This window comes from Shinella sp. SUS2 (assembly GCF_001262505.1).
Taxonomy (GTDB): Bacteria; Pseudomonadota; Alphaproteobacteria; order Rhizobiales; family Rhizobiaceae; genus Shinella.
Genome location: NZ_KQ410731.1, coordinates 25,988 through 43,867 on the forward strand (window position 1 = coordinate 25,988; position 17,880 = coordinate 43,867).

General features: G+C 65.9%; 14 protein-coding genes. 12 read left to right on the forward strand and 2 right to left on the reverse strand.

The genetic code is table 11. The features are described 5' to 3' along the window. The first annotated feature begins 42 nt into the window (after positions 1-42). The 11 genes from AKG11_RS15035 to AKG11_RS15085 all read left to right on the forward strand — a co-directional run bounded on the left by AKG11_RS15035 (position 43) and on the right by AKG11_RS15085 (position 15,146). The gene (locus tag AKG11_RS15035; RefSeq protein ID WP_050744456.1) at positions 43-1,191 is read left to right on the forward strand and encodes an amino acid ABC transporter permease; all 1,149 of its coding nucleotides are present in this window, start codon (positions 43-45) and stop codon (positions 1,189-1,191) included. Between the two features lies 1 nt (position 1,192). Continuing rightward, positions 1,193-2,287 (forward strand): amino acid ABC transporter permease, encoded by a 1,095-nt coding sequence (locus AKG11_RS15040; RefSeq protein ID WP_050744457.1) that lies wholly within the window; start codon positions 1,193-1,195, stop codon positions 2,285-2,287. Then, complete coding sequence (locus AKG11_RS15045; protein WP_050744458.1) at positions 2,280-3,722, forward strand: amidohydrolase family protein; 1,443 nt, start codon at positions 2,280-2,282, stop codon at positions 3,720-3,722. Before AKG11_RS15040 ends, AKG11_RS15045 begins: the two co-directional genes overlap by 8 nt. Before the next feature lie 81 nt (positions 3,723-3,803). Then, complete coding sequence (locus tag AKG11_RS15050; protein WP_050744459.1) at positions 3,804-5,432, forward strand: sensor histidine kinase; 1,629 nt, start codon at positions 3,804-3,806, stop codon at positions 5,430-5,432. Next, positions 5,429-6,025, forward strand: a complete 597-nt coding sequence (locus AKG11_RS15055) for a response regulator transcription factor (protein WP_050744460.1) — start codon at positions 5,429-5,431, stop codon at positions 6,023-6,025. The genes AKG11_RS15050 and AKG11_RS15055 overlap by 4 nt, the downstream gene beginning before the upstream one ends. 107 nt (positions 6,026-6,132) lie before the next feature. Next, entirely contained in the window at positions 6,133-6,618 is a 486-nt protein-coding gene (locus tag AKG11_RS15060) for a GlcG/HbpS family heme-binding protein (RefSeq protein ID WP_023514348.1), read from the forward strand. A 155-nt stretch (positions 6,619-6,773) separates the two neighbouring features. After that, positions 6,774-7,745 carry a cellulose biosynthesis protein BcsN gene (gene bcsN, locus AKG11_RS15065; protein WP_050744461.1) on the forward strand — a complete coding sequence of 324 codons (972 nt, stop codon included), beginning with the start codon at positions 6,774-6,776 and terminating at the stop codon, positions 7,743-7,745. Between the two features lie 89 nt (positions 7,746-7,834). Next, on the forward strand, positions 7,835-10,006 hold the full coding sequence (bcsA, locus tag AKG11_RS15070) for a UDP-forming cellulose synthase catalytic subunit (RefSeq protein ID WP_050744462.1): 2,172 nt from the start codon (positions 7,835-7,837) through the stop codon (positions 10,004-10,006). Continuing rightward, positions 10,003-12,354 carry a cellulose biosynthesis cyclic di-GMP-binding regulatory protein BcsB gene (locus AKG11_RS15075; RefSeq protein ID WP_050744463.1) on the forward strand — a complete coding sequence of 784 codons (2,352 nt, stop codon included), beginning with the start codon at positions 10,003-10,005 and terminating at the stop codon, positions 12,352-12,354. Before bcsA ends, AKG11_RS15075 begins: the two co-directional genes overlap by 4 nt. Positions 12,355-12,561: 207 nt before the next feature. Continuing rightward, complete coding sequence (locus AKG11_RS15080; RefSeq protein ID WP_023513318.1) at positions 12,562-14,733, forward strand: hypothetical protein; 2,172 nt, start codon at positions 12,562-12,564, stop codon at positions 14,731-14,733. Positions 14,734-14,768: 35 nt separating this feature from the next. Beyond that, positions 14,769-15,146: a hypothetical protein gene (locus tag AKG11_RS15085; protein WP_050744464.1), complete on the forward strand. Its 378-nt coding sequence runs from the start codon at positions 14,769-14,771 to the stop codon at positions 15,144-15,146. A gap of 28 nt (positions 15,147-15,174) precedes the next feature. Here AKG11_RS15085 and AKG11_RS15090 read toward each other — a convergent pair whose 3' ends face one another. Both AKG11_RS15090 and AKG11_RS34570 read right to left on the reverse strand, forming a co-directional pair. Continuing rightward, positions 15,175-15,834, reverse strand: a complete 660-nt coding sequence (locus tag AKG11_RS15090) for a glutathione S-transferase family protein (RefSeq protein WP_050744465.1) — start codon at positions 15,832-15,834, stop codon at positions 15,175-15,177. A gap of 63 nt (positions 15,835-15,897) precedes the next feature. After that, the gene (locus AKG11_RS34570) at positions 15,898-16,041 is read right to left on the reverse strand and encodes a hypothetical protein (RefSeq protein WP_156334102.1); all 144 of its coding nucleotides are present in this window, start codon (positions 16,039-16,041) and stop codon (positions 15,898-15,900) included. Between the two features lie 161 nt (positions 16,042-16,202). Between AKG11_RS34570 and AKG11_RS15095 the strand changes: the two genes are divergently transcribed. After that, positions 16,203-17,849, forward strand: coding sequence for a phosphoethanolamine transferase (locus tag AKG11_RS15095; RefSeq protein WP_050744597.1), 1,647 nt, complete (start codon positions 16,203-16,205; stop codon positions 17,847-17,849). The last annotated feature ends 31 nt before the right edge of the window (positions 17,850-17,880 follow it).

Genomic DNA, 17,880 nt, shown 5'->3' on the forward strand with positions numbered 1-17,880 from the left:
TGCGCGCGCCCATCCCCTTTTGGTCTTTTGCGGTGGGGATACATGGCTTTCCTGCATGACATGCGCTTTCGCGCCTACTTTTACCAGGTCGTCGCGATCTGCGCCGTGATCCTCGTCGGCTGGACGATGTTTTCCACCGCGAGCGGCAATCTCGCCAAACAGAACATCGCGACCGGCTTCGATTTCCTGAACCGGCCCGCCGGCTTCGTCATCACCGAATCCGCCATTGCCTTCGAGGCGACCGATACGGTCGGACGGGCCATCCTCGTCGGCATCGCCAACACCGTGAAGGTGTCGCTGCTGGCCGCCATCTTCGGCACGCTCATCGGCCTTGCCGTGGGCATTGCGCGCATGTCGCGCAATCCGCTGCTGGCGCGCCTTGCGCTCGTCTATGTCGAGCTTCTGCGCAATGTGCCGCTGCTGCTCTATCTCTTCCTCTGGTATTCGCTGATCATCCTCATCCTGCCGCCGGTCAAGCAGGCGCTGAACCTCCTGCCGGGCGTCTATCTCTCCAACAGCGGCCTCGTCGTGCCGGCGGCCCTCATCGAAAGCGGCGGTGCGGCGCTTCTCGCCTGTCTCTTCGGCGGCGCGGTGGCGGCATTCGTCATTCGCCGGGTCTCCACGCAGAAGCGCGTTGCGACCGGCCGCTCGAACCACGGTGGGCTCATCGCCACGGCTGCCTTCGTGCTGCCGGCCCTGCTGCTCTGGCTTTCCGGCGGCTTCAGCATCGACTGGGATTTCCCCACGGCCGGAAAGTTCCGCCTGACGGGCGGGTTGCATGTCCGGCCGGAATTCGTGGCGCTGCTCTTCGGCCTTGCGCTCAGCGTCTCGGCCACTGTCGCGGAGATCGTGCGTGCCGGCATCCAGGCGGTCGACAAGGGGCAGTGGGAGGCGGCCGCCGCGCTCGGCCTTGCGCGTGGCAAGACCATGCGGCTCGTCGTGCTGCCGCAGGCGCTACGCATCATCATCCCGCCGCTCACCAACACCTACCTTACCGTCTTCAAGAACAGCTCGCTCGCCATCGCCATCGGCTATCCGGACCTTGTCATGGTCTCCAACACGGTGATGAACCAGACGGGCCAGGCGATAGAGACGATTGCGATCTTCATGGGCGTCTACCTTGCCCTCTCGATCACCATTTCGCTCGTGATGAACTGGTACAATGCGCATGTCGCGCTGAAGGAGCGTTGATATGGCCGACGTCCAGACCCTTGTCCTCGCGCCGCCGCAGCCGGCGCCGAGCGCCCCGCGCCTCGGCAGGTTCTCCGCTTATTTCGGCACGCCCGGCAACACGCTCGTCAGTATCTTGTCCATTGCCGCCATCTTCTTCGTCGCCAAGCTCGCCTTCGGCTGGCTGGTGGCCGATGCGGTGTTTTCCGGCGGTGGCGAGACCTGCAAGGCGGCAAGCGGCGCCTGCTGGCCGTTCGTCGCGCAGAAACTGCGCTACATGCTGTTCGGCTTCTATCCCTATGACGAACAGTGGCGGCCGATGCTGGCGCTAGCGCTGCTCTTCGGCGCCTTCCTCTTTTCCATGATGCCACGCTTCTGGAGCCGGGGTCTGCTTCTTGCCTGGATCCTCGTCGTCCTGCCGGTGCTCTACATCCTGATGGCAGGCGGCATTTTCGGTCTGACGCCCGTCGCGACGACGAGCTGGGGCGGCCTGCCGCTCTCCTTCATGCTCTCCTTCGTCGGGCTGACGCTCGCCATGCCGCTCGGCATCGTGCTGGCGCTGGCGCGTGCCTCCAACCTGCCGGCGATCCGCATTCTCGCCGTGGGCTTCATCGAGATCGTGCGCGGCGTGCCGCTGATCAGCATCCTCTTCATGGCGACGGTCATGCTGCCGCTGTTCATGCCCGAGGGCGTCACCATCGACAAACTGCTGCGCGCGCAGGTGGCGATCATCCTCTTCGCCTCCGCCTATATCGCCGAGATCGTGCGCGGCGGCCTGCAGGATGTGCCCGCGGGGCAATACGAGGCCGGATCCTCGCTCGGGCTGCACTACTGGCAGGTCATGCGCAAGATCGTGCTGCCGCAGGCGCTCAAGAAGGTCATTCCGCCGATGGTGAGCCTGTTCATCGGCTTCTTCCAGGATACGACGCTCGTCACCATCGTCGGCCTCGTCGACTTTCTCGATACGGTGCGCTCGGCCATCCGCGATCCGGAATGGCAGGGCATTGCCGTGCTCGAAGGCTATCTCGTCGCTGCCGCCGTCTACTTCACCTTCAGTGCCCTGATGGGCGCCTATAGCCGTTTCCTCGAAAAGCATTTCCGGACGACCCATGCCTGATACCGTCACCGTCATCCGCAACGCCCATACCGTTATCGCATACGATGCGGCGTGCGGCGGCCATGCCTATCTTCACGATGCGGACGTCGCCTTCGACGCGGCCGGCTTCGTTCATGTCGGCGGGCGCTACGAAGGCCCGTTTGCGGAGGAGATTTCCGGCCGCGACCGCATGGTCATGCCGGGCCTCGTCAACGTGCACTGCCATTCCGGCGAGGAACCAGTCTCGAAAAGCCTGTTCGAGGACGCCGGCACGGCGGCCCTCTGGGGGCAGGCGATGTACGAATATTCGACGTTGATCGAGATTGGCGACGACGCGGTCGAGGCGGCGCTCACCGTCATGCTCGGCGATCTACTGCGCAGCGGCGTCACCACCTTCGTCGACATTGCCGGCCCGCATGCCTGCTGGCTGCCGACATTGGCCAAGAGCGGTGCGCGCGCCTATGTCGCGCCGGGGTTCCGCGAGGCGGCCTGGCATGTCGAGGACAGCCACAGGCTGGATTTCCGCTGGGACGGCGCGCGGGGCAGGGAGGCCTTCGCCCGGGCGCTGGAGACGGTCGATGCTGCCCGCGCGCATCCCTCGGGCCGGCTCGGCGGCATCGTCGCCCCGGCACAGGTCGAGACCTGCTCTGCGGCATTGCTGCAGGAGGCTGCGGAGGCAGCGCGCAGCCGCGGCGTGCCGATCACCATCCATGCCGCGCAGACCATGGCCGAGCACGAGGAACTGATGCGCCGCCACGGCCTCACCGCCGTCGCCTATCTCGAAAGCCTCGACCTTCTCGGGCCGGACCTCATCCTCGGGCATTGCATCTTCGTCGACAGCCATGACTGGACGCGCCAGCGCACGGCGGCGGATCTTGAGCGGCTCGCTTCCAGCAGGACGAGCGTCGCCCATTGCCCGGTCACCTTCTCGCGCAGCGGCATGGTGCTGCAGTCGCTCGGCCGCTACCGGCAGGCGGGCGTCAACGTGGCGATCGGCACGGACAGCTATCCGTTCAACATGCTGGAAGAGATGCGCATGGCGATGATCTGCGCCCGCATCGCCGGCGGCTCGGTGTTCGACGTCGATACGGCCGCGGTCTTCGAGGCGGCCACGCTGTCGGGCGCCAAGGCCCTGGGACGCAGCGATATCGGCCGCATCGCCCGTGGCGCGAAGGCGGATTTTTCGCTTGTGGACCTCAAGCATCCCGGCATGCAGCCGCTCTACGACCCCCTGCGCAACCTCCTGCACTGCGCCGCCGAGCGCGCCGTCGTCGGCGTCTATGTCGATGGCACCTGCGTCATGCGGGACGACCGCCCGACACTGGTGGATTACGACGGAGCGCTGGCGGAACTGCAGGCGGTACAGGATTTTGCGGTGCGTCGCCTCCAGGCGAACGATTCGCATGGCCGGCCCGCCGCGGTGCTTGCGCCGCTGTCGCTGCCGGTCCTGTCCTGACGCAAGCCGGGCCCGGATCGCCGGCAGGTTCCAGGCCGATATCCGTGGTGCTGCGGATCGCCAAGGCACCGGGGAGGCCCTATGATGGTCTTCCCGATCCCTGACGCGGCTTCATTCCGGATGCGTGCACGCCTGACCTTTCTTCGTTCCTCGGCCGCCCTTGCCGGCGGCTGGTTGCTGTTGCTTGCCGCCTTCGGCCTCTATTCGGCTTGGAGCCACCGGCAGGCGCTGGAACTTGAAGTCTCCGAGAGCGGCCGCACGCTGCAAAGGGTGATCTCACAGCGCGTCGCGCAGCACGACGCACACCTGACGAGCCTCAGTGCCCTCGGGCTTGCGCAGGCGCAGCCGTCGGAGGATTTCGATCTCGTCGCAAAATCCATCCTGCGCTTTTATCCGCGCATCGTCGCGATCGACCTCGTCGATCTGAGGGCGGGTGAGGGGGCGGGCATCGTGAGTTCGGCGACATCCGCCGATGGCGCGACGGCAAGTCCGGAAGCGGTTTCGCAGGCCGTGGAGGCGCTTACCCCCGGGAAGGCTGCCTTCGGTGCGGATGCGCGGCCCGGCCACTATCGCCTGATGAAGCGCATGAACGACACCATGGCCGTCAGCCTCGATATCGACGGGGCAAAGCTCGTCGAGGGCGAGGAGCTGCCGCGCTGGGCCACGCTCCGGCTGGCGATGGGCGAGGGCACGGTGCTGGAGACGGGGGTGGCGCAGCCCGCGGATTCGGGTTTCCTGGCTCGCACCATCCGTTTCGAGGCGCCGATCGCCAGTGCCACGCAGCCCCTCAGGCTTTCGCTGCAGCGGCATGTCACGCTGGCGGCGCTGCTTCCGCCGCTGCCGCTCGCGCTCTTCGCTGTCCTCTCGCTTGCCGGGCTCGTGCTCGTGCGCTCGCTTTTGCGCCACCGGCAGGAGGCGGCGCTGGCACGGGAGGCGGTGGAGGCGGCTGCGCGGCGCGAAGCGCTGCGCCAGCACGAGACGAAGCTCGCCCATGCCCTGCGCATCAACAGCATGGGCGAAATGGCCTCGGGCATTGCCCATGAATTGACCCAGCCGCTGACGGCGCTGCTCAGCCAGAGCCAGGCAGGCCGGCGCATTGCCGCCGCCGCCGGTCTCGCGGATACGCCAATCGACAGCGTGCTTGCCGCCAATGTGCTGCAGGCCAAGCGTGCGGCCGATATTCTGGTGCGCTTGCGCGCCTATGTCGGCAAGAGCGCATTGGAGGCCGGCCTGCACGACCTTTCCCGCCACGTCGCCGATATCGTTGCCCTGTCGCGCATCGACCTCGACCGGCGCGGCATCGCGCTCGATGTCGATCTGCCGGAAGCCCCGGCGCTGGCGCGGGTCGATCCGGTGGAGATCGAGCAGGTCATCCACAACCTCATCCGCAACGCGGCCGATGCGGTGGGCGAGGCAGGGCGGTCGGACGGACGGGTGCGTGTGGCACTCACGCCGGAGGCGGCGGGTTACGCGATCCGCGTCTTCGACAACGGCATCGGCATCGCGCCGGATATCCAGCCCCGGCTGTTCGAACCGTTCTTCTCGAGCAAGCCTGACGGCATGGGGCTGGGGCTCAGCCTGTGCGAAAGCATCGTCGAGCGTTTCGACGGCAGCATTTCGGCGGAAAACGGGGCGGCTGGCGGCGCTGTCTTCACCGTAAGGCTCCCGGCGGTAGAGGACGTGCAGAAACGGGAAGAGGCAGCGGAATGACGATGGCGCCGGTCTATCTGGTCGATGACGACGAGGGCGTGCGCAGCGCACTCTCGCTTTTGCTCGGCACCTACGGCATCCGCATCGAGACCTTCGGAGATCCTACCGCCTTTCTCGCCCGCGCGCCGAAACTCAGGCCCGGCGTTCTGCTGCTCGACCTGCGCATGCCAGCGATCACGGGCCTGCAACTGCACGAGAAGCTTGCGGCCATCGGCTGCGACTGGCCGACGATCATCTGCACCGGCCATGGCGATGTGCATGCCTGCCGGCGCGCCTTCAAGGCCGGGGTCGTCGATTTCCTCACCAAGCCCATCGACGAGCAGGTGCTGGTCGAGGCGCTGCAACAGGCCTCCGGCGCGCTGGATGTGCATGCCGAGCGGGCCGAGGCGGCAAAACTGGTGGCGCAGCTCACCGACCGGGAGCGCGAGGTGCTGGACATGGTCGGGCGCGGCTGGTCGACAAAGGAGATCGCCGAAGCCCTGCAGCTGTCGCCCCGCACGGTCGATACGCATCGGGCCAACATCGCCCAGAAGCTCGGCACGACCTCGGTCGCGGAGTTCGCGCGCCTTTCCCTGATCGGGCAGGCTCCGTAGTCCTACGGACCCCGCTCCGTCCGTTCACCGATACCGTCCGGGCCGGAAATCTCCGAAAAGAGGGGCGTCGCCGCCAGCAAGACCGAGCGGCCCAGATGGAGATAGACATGAAGACCTTCGTTGCTGCCGCTTTTGCCGCTCTCACGCTTGCCGGCGCTGCCCAGGCGGAAATCCTCACCGAGCGCAACATGCCGCTCGACATCGCCGTTGAGGCCGCCGATGCCGCTGTGAAGGCCTGCGCTGCCAAGAAATTCAACGTATCGGTTGCCGTCGTCGATCGCGCCGGCGTCACCCGCGCCGTCCTGCGTGCCGATCGTGCCGGCCCGCACACCCTCGACAGCGCCGTCCGCAAGGCTTTCACCGCCGCCTCGATGCGCACGCCGACCCAGAAGATCGCCGAAAATGTCGGCAAGAACCCGGCTGCTGCCCAGCTCGTTTCGATCGAGGGCCTGCTGGTGCTGGCCGGCGGCGTGCCGGTCAAGGCTGGTGAAGAGACGATCGGCGGCATCGGCGTCGGCGGCGCTCCGAGCGGCGACATCGACGACGAATGCGCCCGCGCCGGCATCGAGGCTGTCAGCGCCAAGCTGAAGTAAGATATTAATCGACAGGAAAGCCCCGGCATCGTGCGGATGCCGGGGCTTTTTGCCGTCTGGATGCCTCCAGGTTCCGCCTGCTTGAAGCGGATCCCGGGGGCATGTGGCGGGAAATGGGGATTCCTATTCGCGTCCGGGCGAAATATGAGTGCTGCATGGATGATTCGGCGGCGATTCGTTTTTCCGGTCGTGGCGGCGGGGTGTTCCAGGGGAGCGTCCTGCTTGCGACCTGCGCGGCAGCAGTGCTGGCCGCCGGCTGCGCAGCGCGGCCGGGTCCCGGTGTTGCGACCCTTTCCACGACCGTTCCGGCGTCGAGCGCTCTGGTGCTGCCGGCTCCCGGCACGCTTTCGATCGTCAGCGTGATCCAGCGGCAATATACCAATGCGATCGAACAGCAGATCGCGCTTTCCACCTCTGCGGCGACATCCGGCCAGAACTTCATCAGCATCCAGGCCTTCGGTCCGGCTGAGACGGTGGCGATGCCTGGTGGCACGCTCGCCTTCAAGCCGGTGCAGCATTCGGCGATCCGCGGCGAGATGCGCGCGGCACTGCCCGGCCGTGCTCTCGCGATCTCGTCGAATTTCGTGCGCAACGGTTATGGCCCGTTCGGCTACGCCTACGGGCGGGGTGCCGGCGACGATGGCTGCCTCTATGGCTGGCAGCAGATCCGCGCGGACGAGACGGATCGCAGCAAGCTCAACAGCAACGGTTCGATCCAGATCCGCCTGCGCGTCTGCCAGTCCGGCGCCGGCGAGAAGGAGCTGGTCGAGATGATGTACGGCTATACCGTCGTCGGCGGCTTTTCCGGGGCGACCTGGAACCCCTACGGCACACCGCCTTCTGTCGACAGCGGGATCGGCGGCGGGGAGCCGCTGCGGGTTGCGATCGAGGAGCGCAAAGCGCCGGCAAAGGTTGTCGTGGAGAGCGAGGCGCGCGTGCCGGCGGTCCGCCGCCAGACGACGGAAAGGAAGCCCGTGCTGCGGCGTACGGATACGCTCGACAGGGGCGATACCGTCATCGTGCCGTCGCCAACGGGTGGTGCCGTCTCGGAAACCGAGGGAGAGGCCGTGGTGGTGCCGTCGCCCGTTTGTGTTACGTCGGCTTCAGGATCTGCAACTTGTAATTGATGGAAGGGTTGTGCTGCCTAATTTCTCCTTAACAAAATGGTGCGTAAGGTTTTCTCGAATGAGCGCGCTATGATGGCGAAGGACGGCGTATGAGACATATCGGCACGATTCTCCTGTGGGCGCTGGTCTCTGCCCTGGTGATGCTCGTTATCACCCTGCCCATCAATCTGCAGACGCAACTTATCGCCAGCATCGCTGTCGTCACCTTCATGACGGTTATCAAGGTGCTGCGCGCCGAGGGCATCTGGCGGCTGATCGCGCTCGCCTTCGGCACGGCCGTGGTGCTGCGCTACGTCTACTGGCGCACCACAAGCACGCTGCCGCCCCTGAACCAGCTGGAAAACTTCATTCCGGGCTTCCTGCTCTATCTGGCGGAAATGTACAGCGTGATGATGCTGGCGCTCAGCCTCTTCGTCGTGGCGATGCCCCTGCCGCCGCGCAAGAGCCGGCTGGCGGAGGAGGGCAGGCTGCCCTCCGTCGACGTCTTCGTGCCGAGTTATAACGAGGATATCGGCCTTCTCGCCAACACGCTCGCCGCCGCCAAGGCGATGGACTATCCGGCGGACAAGCTCACCGTGTGGCTGCTCGACGATGGCGGCACGGAGCAGAAGCGCAATGCCGCGGCGGTGATCGAGGCGCAGACGGCCGAGGCCCGCCACCGCGAGCTTCAGACGCTCTGCCGCGATCTCGGCGTCAACTATCTGACCCGCGCCCGCAACGAGCATGCCAAGGCCGGCAACATGAACAACGGCATGCAGCACTCGACCGGCGAGCTGATCGCCGTTTTCGATGCGGACCACGCACCCGCCCGCGATTTCCTGCGCGAGACCGTCGGCTATTTTGCGGACGACCCGAAACTCTTCCTCGTCCAGACCCCGCACTTCTTCCTCAATCCGGATCCGCTGGAGCGGAACCTGCGCACCTTCGAGACGATGCCGAGCGAGAACGAGATGTTCTACGGCATCATCCAGCGCGGCCTCGACAAGTGGAACGCCGCCTTCTTCTGCGGCTCGGCCGCGGTGCTGCGGCGCATAGCGCTCAACGAGGCGGGAGGCTTCTCCGGCCTCTCGATCACCGAGGACTGCGAGACGGCGCTGGCGCTGCATTCGCGCGGCTGGAACAGCGTCTATGTCGACAAGCCGCTGATCGCCGGGCTGCAGCCCGCCACCTTCGCCAGCTTCATCGGCCAGCGCAGCCGCTGGGCGCAGGGCATGATGCAGATCCTGCGATTCCGTTTCCCGCTGTTCAAGCGCGGGCTCTCGCTGGCGCAGCGGCTCTGCTACATGTCGTCCATGCTGTTCTGGCTGTTCCCGTTCCCGCGAACCATCTTCCTCTTCGCGCCGCTCTTCTACCTGTTCTTCGATCTGGAAATCTTCACGGCCTCCGGCGGCGAATTCCTCGGCTATACGCTCGCCTACATGCTCGTGAACCTGATGATGCAGAACTACCTCTACGGTTCGTTCCGCTGGCCCTGGATTTCCGAGCTCTACGAATATGTGCAGAGCGTGCATCTCCTGCCCGCCGTCGTCTCGGTCATGCTCAACCCGACCAAGCCGACCTTCAAGGTGACGGCAAAGGACGAGTCGATCCGCGAATCGCGGCTTTCGGAGATCAGCCGGCCGTTCTTCGTCATCTTCGCCGTGCTGTTCGTCGCCTTCCTCATGAGCATCTACCGCTTCTATTCGGAGCCCTACAAGGCGGACGTCACCTTCGTCGTCGGCGGTTGGAACCTGCTTAACCTCATCATCGCGGGCTGCGCGCTCGGCGTCGTGTCGGAACGCAGCGAGCGGGCGGCGAGCCGGCGTGTGACGGTCAAGCGGCGCTGCACGTTCATCATCGACGGCCGCGAATATCCCTCGACGCTGGAAAATGTCTCGGCCAACGGCGCGCGGGTGCAGGTCTTCGGGCTGGAGCCGGATCTGGCGACGGGGGCGCGCTGCCAGCTGCGTTTCACGCCTTACGGCGCGCACTACGAGGAGGCCCTGCCGGTCGACGTGCGCAATGTCGAAAACCTCGGTAGCGTGAGCGCCGTCGGCTGCCGCTTCATGCCGGAAGTGGCGCGGCACCATTCGCTCGTCGCCGACCTGATCTTCGCCAATTCCAACCAGTGGAGCGACTTCCAGGTCTCGCGCCGCTACAATCCCGGCCTCTTCCGCGGGACCCTCTGGTTCCTCGGCATCGCCCTTTACCAAACGAGCCGCGGGCTTCTCTATTTCGCGCGCAGCCTCGGCGGCGCTCGCAAGGGGGAGACGACATCGTGAGCGTCCTCACCGTCAAGGCCGTCTTTGCCGGCCTCGCCTTCGCCCTGTCCGCATCCGTCGCCCTGGCGCAGGATACGTCCGTTCCTTTCGACATGTCCGGCGAACGCGGTCCGACCATCGAAAAGACGCCCACGGTGGAGGGCAGCACGCCCACCGCGCGGGAAACGAAGCAGCCGGAGAAGAAGGCCGCGACGCCGGATCTCGGTCTCCGGCGCTACATCATTTCCGCGAAATCGCTGCTTCTGGAAGGGGAGGTCGCAAGCCATTCCTTCCCGCTTTTCCTGACCCCGCAGCAAGCGGGCAGCGCGACGACGATCAATCTCGGCTACTCCAATGCCGTCGTGGTGGCCCCGGAAATCTCGCGGCTCAGCGTTATCGTCAACGATGCGGTCGTCGGCGAGGTTCCGGTCCAGTCGGCGGAGGGCGTCAAGGACGTGCGCTTCGACCTGCCGGCGGGCCTGCTTCGCCCCGGCATCAACCGGGTGACCTTCAACGCGGTGCACCGGCACCGGACGGATTGCACGATCCGCTCGACCTATGACCTTTGGACGTCGCTCGACCCGTCCCGCACCTATCTGACGGTGCCGCGCGACACGAGTGGCCGCCTGCTGACAACCGACGACATCGCCGCCATCGGCCTCGGGCCGACGGGGCAGACGAAGTTCGTCATGGTCGTGCCGGAAATGGGCCAGCCCGTTGCCACCAACGCGTTGATGCGACTTAGCCAGGGCCTTGCGCTGATGGCGAAGATGCCCAACCAGACATTCGATCTTACGGACACGCTGCCGGCGACGGCGGGTGCCGGTGAGCTGACGGTGCTGGTCGGCACGGCCGGCGATCTCGCGCCGCTGTTGCCGGGCGTGCCGGCGACGGCGCGCTCCTCTGCTGTCGCCACCTTCGTCGACGCGCCGGCCGGCGATCGCAAGGTCTTCGTCGTCAGCGGTCCGGACTGGCCGTCGATCGAGGGGGCCGTGGAAGGCATGGTCTCGCCCATCGACCGGCCGCTCGGCGTGACGCGCGAGGCGCTCAGCGTGCGTCAGCGCAACGGCACCGACATGCCGCTCCTGTCCGGCGAGACGTCTCTCAGCTTTTCCGCGCTCGGCGTGCGCACCGGCGAGTTCAGCGGCCGGCGCTATCGTACCGGCTTCGACATCGGCATCCCCCCGGATTTCTACGCGGATGCCTACGGCGAGGCGACGTTGCTGCTCGATGCCGCCTATTCGCCGGAAGTGCTGCCCGGCAGCCATATCGACATCTATGTGAACGGCAACATCGCAACGACCGTGCCGATCACCAACCGCAACGGCGGTATCTTCCGCCACCTGCCGATCCGCGTCACCATGCGGCATTTCCGGCCGGGACCGAACCGCATCGACATCGAGACCGCGCTCCTGACGGAGGCGGACAAGATCTGCGCCCCGGGCGCGAGCGCCAGTGACGAGCCGCGCTTTGCGTTGTTCGATTCCTCGGAGTTCCGCATGCCGCGTTTTGCCCGCGTCGCGCAGTTGCCCAATCTTGCCGCGCTCTCGGGCACGGGGTTCCCCTATAACGGTCAGGTCGACCCGATGGCGCTCTACCTTGATCGCCTGGATGCGGACACGCTGTCGACGAGTGCCACCTTCCTCGGCAAGATGGCAGTCTCGAGCGGGCGGGCGCTGCAGGTGCGACCGGAATCCTCGGCGCTCGCCATCGGTGAGCGCAATGCCATCCTCGTCGGCACGATCTCGCAGCTTCCCCCGCTCGTGCTCGGACAGACGCATATCGCAGCCGAAAGCGCCTCCGCCTGGGGCGGGCCGGTCGATGGCGGCGGACAGCACGGCGCGACGCAGGAAGCCTTCGACGAATGGCAATCACGCGTGCGCGGCGGTTCGTGGCGCGGCCAGATTTCCGCGTTCGAGGCCTGGCTGCAGGAGACCTTCGACATCCCGCTCTCCTCGCTTCGCCTGCTGCCGGGAGCGGAGTCGCTCGTGGCGCCCGGCGATACGGCGCGCTTCCTGGTGGCGCAGGGCAACAGCCCCGATGAAAGCGCGACCTGGACCGTGCTTTCCGCACCGACGGGGGCCGATCTCAAGGCAGGGATGGTGGCGGTCGCGGAGAACGATCGCTGGCAGCAGCTTGACGGCTATGTCAGCCTGGACAGCAAGGATGTGGACGCGCTCGACACACGCCCGGTCAGCCGAACGCGCTTCGTGGCGACGCAGCCCTGGACCTTCTCCAACATGCGGCTGGTCGCGGCGAACTGGCTGTCTTCCAATATCCTCGCCTATGCGGTGGTGTTCTGCGTGCTGTCTATCCTGCTCGGCATTGCCACATCCGGCCTTCTGCGCCGCTTCGGTAGGGAAGTCTGAGGGCGCGTGTTTACCGTCGGTTAACCCTATCGGGGTTTTATCACGATTGGTTGGCTCATCCGGGGGACAGAACGACATGTCCCATCGTTCATGGCGCATGGTGTCGCTGTGGACCGTCCGGGCCGACTGAAGTGTTGCAGCGTCCCTCGTGCGTCATGACTGATGCTTGGCGCTGTGGTGGCAGTGATGGACCGAAGGAAATTCGGGATGAAGTCGATCCTCGTGGCGTTCGTCCTCGTCTCCGCCGGCGCAGCCAGCGTCGCAGGCGTATCCTTTGGCGTGCCCGCCGGTCTGGTGAAGGGCCTGCCGCACCTCGGCGCGGGCACCGACGAGGTTACCACGAACAGCCTGGATGAAGCGTCCTCCGCCCTGACCAAGCAGTCGCGCGTGGAAATCGCGCAGGCGCAGCAGGCCGGGCAGACGGCCGGGACCGGTACGGAGCCGACGGCCGTCGTGGAGCCCGTCGAGAACAAGCCGGTGGTCGACGAAAGCGCGCTGCGCTATTTCGCGGCGCGCGGCGATACGGCCCGGCTGAATGCGGAAATCGCCCGTCTGCGCACGCTCTATCCGACCTGGATACCGCCGGAAAATCCGCTTGCCGTGCCGGTCAACGAAGACCGCCAGCTCGAGGCGATGTGGGCGCTCTACGCCCAGTCGCGGTATGCCGACGTGCGCGCGGCGATCGCCAAGCGCCAGCAGGACGACCCGCAATGGACGCCGCCCGCCGATCTTGTCGATCGTCTCGACGTGGCGGAAAAGCGTGCCGAACTGGTGGCGGCTTCCAATGCCGGGCGCAGCGAGGATGTCGTGCGTCTTGGGGCGGAAACACCCAGCCTGCTCACCTGCTCGGATGCCGATGTGCTCTGGCGCGTTGCCGAAGCCTTCGTGAAGACCGAGCGCGTGCAGCGCGCCAAGGATGCCTACGGCTACATGCTCGACAATTGCTCTGACGGGCCGATCCGTATCGCGACCGTGCAGAAGGCCTCGACCCTGCTCGGCTATGCGGACATGCAGGACCTCGTCGCCCGTGAGCGGACCGGCGCCGATGGCGTCAAGGAATTCGACGTGATCCGCAACGATCTTGCCCGTCGCTTCGTCGGCGAGGGCGACGAGGATGCGACGATCACCGTGGCGCCGGCCTATCTGAAGCTCGTCGAAAAGCTGGTGACGGACGAGGGGCTCGCCTCCGACGCGCTGCTCCTCGGCTGGTATCATCTGCGGCGCGATCAGAATGCGCAGGCCGAACCCTTCTTCCGCAAGGCACGCGCCGTCGAGGATTCCGCCTCGGCTTCCCAGGGCCTCGCCCTCATCCTCCTGGCGCGCAAGATGCCCGTCGAGGCGGAGGATGTGATGTATGCCTGGCGCACGACCTCCGACCAGGCGATGCAGACCTATCTCGCGGCCACCGCCAACCTGCTGGCGCTCGATCCGCCGCCGAAGCTCGATGCCAAGGTGCTCGGTCGCATCGCGCAGGTGACGCTGGAGGAAAAACATCCCGAGACCGGCGAACAGTTCGGCTGGTATGCGCTCGCCATGGATCAGCCGGAAACGGCGGAGGAATGGTTTTCGCAGGTGCTGAAATGGAAGGCCGACTATGAGCCTGCCGCCTACGGCCTTGGCGTCGCACGGCTGAGATTGGAGGACCGCGCCGGTCTTGCCGCCGTCAAGCAGGCCTGGGCGGAGCGGTCCGAGCGCATCGCGCTGCTTGGCGAGCGCGACACGAGCGAAGAGGCTGCTCCGGTGCTGCGCGACCGGCAGGCACGGATCGCTCGCACCGAGCGCCGGGTGCCGCTGCGCGAAGTGGTCGAGGAGGTTGCGCTGAAGCCGCAGCGCGGCGCCCGCACGGTGCGCCGGATGGAGGGCGCCGTGGATTGCCGCAGCACGCGCGATCCCAGCGGTCTTTCGGCAGCAGGCGCGCTTTCGCTCGGCTGGTGCCTGATGGAAGTCAACCGGCCGCTGGAGGCCGCGCAGGCCTTCGAAGCGGCGCTGGCGGGCGAGGGGCGCACGCGCAGCGACGCCGCCTATGGCCAGAGCCTTGCCTATCTGCGGGCCGGACTGACGAGTGATGCCGCGGTCTCTGCCACCAAGGCCAGGCTCGAACAGGGCCGGGTTGCCGAATTGCAGACGGCGATCCTCGGCGATCGAGCCGTCAGCAGCTTTCGTGCGCAGCGCTATCGCGAAACGCTGGTGTTCCTGGACCAGCGCCGCCAGTACCATGCGGAGCCGGCGGACCTGATGGTGCTGCGTGCCTATGCCTACAAGAACCTCGGCATGCGCGTGGATGCCATGCGGCTGTTCGAAGCGCTGGGCGAGACCGGGCGGCAGGATGCCATCCGTGCGCTGGCCGAAATGCGCCGCGAGCGGGATGGCCGCAAGTAACGCGCTTTGGCCGTAACTCCGAGGGAGGATGATGCATGCGCCTTCGTGCCCTTGTGGTGGTTGCCTTTCCGCTGTTCGCCTCTCCGCTCGCTGCCGCCGAGGGGCGTTATGTCGTCTGCGACAACGGCCTTCGCTGCGTGGAGGCGCCTTGCCCGTCCTCGACCGCCCGCAATGTCGACAGCGGCGAGGAGCTTCGCAGTGTCTCTCCCGATATCGGCGGGCTTGCCGAGGTGGACCAGCAGCGCATCCGCGAGACGGACGCGCTCTATTACGGCCGGCTTGTGCTGCGCGGCCATGTCGAGGACCGTGACCACGAGATTGTCGGCAGGCGCCAGACCCTGCCGATCCTCGTCATCACCGGCATCGAGGGCGAGGCTTCGGCCGATGAGCGGCGGCATTGCCGGGCCGGCTAGCCGCTGGGCGGAAGCCCATGAATTTTCCCTAGTCGCGATCGGGTGCCCCGAGCGGAAAGAATTTCCGGAAGGGGCGGGCTTCGTCCACGGCGCGGGCGAAGGAGGGGCGGGCGAGCAGGCGCCGGCGATAGGCGTGCACATGGGCGAAGGCCGGGTCGATGGCGTGTGTCCAGTCCGCATAGAACAGGAAGGGGGCGGCGGCGCAGTCGGCCAGCGTGAAGCGGTCGCCCGAAGCCCAGATCCGGCCATCCATATGTGTGTCGAGCCAGGCATAGGCACGTTCCAGCATGTCGCGCGCCTGCGCAACGCCGTAGGGATCGCGCTCGTCCTCCGACCGGATGGCGTTGAAGACGATCGTCTGTTGCGGTGTCGAGACGTAGTTGTCGAAGAAGCGGTCGAGCATGCGCACGTCAATCGCCGCTTTCGGATCGTCCGGGATGAGCTTGACCGGGCCAGGGTGATGGAGCCCGAGATATTCGATGATGATGCTCGCTTCGAGGATCGTGCGGTGGCCGTCAACGAGGATCGGGAACCGTTTTATCGGCCAGCGCCTCTCGAAATCGGCAAGCGTATCGGGATCGGTGTGGTCGAGCAGGCGGTAGTCGAAGTCGGTGCCGTTTTCATAAAGCGCCGTCAGCGCCTTCTGGCAGTAGCTGGAAAAGGGATGGGCATAGAGAACGGGTTTCATGGCAACCTCCGCAGCTGCGGATGTTGTCGCAAATCCGATTGCAAAGCACAATCGGTTTCTCCTTCAGCCTGCGCGCAGCAGCAGCACCTGACGCACGTCCTGGCCGTGCGGCCTTGAAAATTGCATCTGGGCGAGGGGGATCGCCAGAACCATGAAAACCAGGGCTGTCCCGAACAGCATGCCCGGGTGCAGCAGTCTCGATTTCACGCATCACCTCATACACGACTGTGCGTCTTATCCGCTGCCAAGCTGACGCTGCGCTGAACGCGGTTGCCGGCGTCGTTCAGGCGGCTGTCAGTTTCGCGGGGCAGGGAGGGCGCGGGATGGCGGCCCGCGTGCTGCCGGAGACGCTTTCGAAAGGACATCCGATGCGCGAAACAACCGGCAAGGCCGGCTTCCCCGCCTTCTGGCGGCCGCAACTCGGCAGCATCGCCGTCAGCATCCTGACGGCGCTCTACTTGCTCGCTTTGACCAACCGCAGCTTCTGGTCGAAAGGCTGGCTCTACCTCGACGGCCGGCCGACCACGTTCTTCTCCATCGCCGTCGGCATCGCCTGCCTCTACATTGCGCTCTGTGTCGCGGTCTCCGTGAAATATGCGATGAAGCCGATCTTCATCCTGCTCATCCTGGCAAGCGCCGCGGGCGCCTGGTTCATGGATCGGTATGGCGTGATCATCGACATGGAGATGATCCGCAATGCGGCCGAGACGAACAGCGCGGAGGCCGGGCACCTCATCACCCCGGGTTTCGTCCTGCACATGCTGGTCTATGGCGTGCTGCCCTCGGCGCTCCTCATTTGGGTCAAGGTCCGCCACAACACCTTCTTCTGGAAGCTGCGGGCCAATCTTGCGGTCATCCTGCCCGCGCTGGTCATCGCGCTGGTCGCCGGCCTTTCCCATGCCCGCGTCTATGCCGCCACCGTCCGGTCGCATCACGACTGGTTCGAGACGCTGAACCCCATCGTGCCGCTCGTCACGGCCGTGCAGTTCGCCGCCGGCCAATCGGCGGATCGCAACGTGGTGGCCGCTCCGCTGGGGACGGATGCCCGCGTCGTCGATGGTCCCTTCACCGAGCGCAAGCCGCGGCTGATGGTCGTCGTTGCCGGCGAGACGGCTCGTGCCGCCAATTTCTCGCTCGGCGGCTATGAACGTGAGACCAATCCCGAGCTGAAGACGAAGGACATCCGCTACTTCGGCGATACGACGAGCTGCGGCACGGCGACCGCGGTCTCGCTGCCCTGCATGTTCTCCGTCTACACCCGCGCCGACTATTCGCACCGCAAGGGGCTGGAGACCGAGAACCTGCTCGACGTGCTCTCCCGTGCCGGCGTCGATGTCGAATGGTGGGACAACAATACCGGCAGCAAGAAGATCGCCGCGCGCGTGAAGGAACGTTCGCTGATCGCGGGCGGCAACCCGCGTTATTGTTCGGGCGGCGAGTGCCAGGACCAGGTGCTGCTCGACAATCTCGACGCCTGGATCGGCTCGGTGAAGAAGGACACGGTGCTCGTGCTGCATCAGATCGGCAGTCACGGCCCGTCCTATTGGCTGCGGTATCCCGAGGAATACCGCCGCTTCAAGCCGGATTGCCGCAGCGCCGAGTTTTCCGATTGCACACGCGAGGAGATCGTCAACGCCTATGACAACACCATCGCCTATACCGACCATGTCCTTGCCGGCGTGATCGACCGGCTGCAGAAGGCGGAGGGCAGCCTCGACGTCTCCATGCTCTACATGTCCGATCACGGCGAATCGCTCGGCGAGCTCGGCCTCTATCTGCATGGTGCGCCTTACATGATCGCGCCGGGCGAGCAGACCCATGTGCCCTTCGTGCTCTGGCTCGGCAAGGATGCCAAGGCCGCCTATTCCGAAGCCTGTCTCGATGCGGAAACGCTGAAGCCGCAATCGCATGACAAGCTCTTCCATACCGTTCTGGGCATGATGCGCGTGGAAACCAAGGTGCGCGACCCCGCGCTCGACCTCATGTCATCCTGCCGGCTCGGCGCCGTTTCCTGACCGGGATGGGCGATGGCAAGCCCGGCTTCTC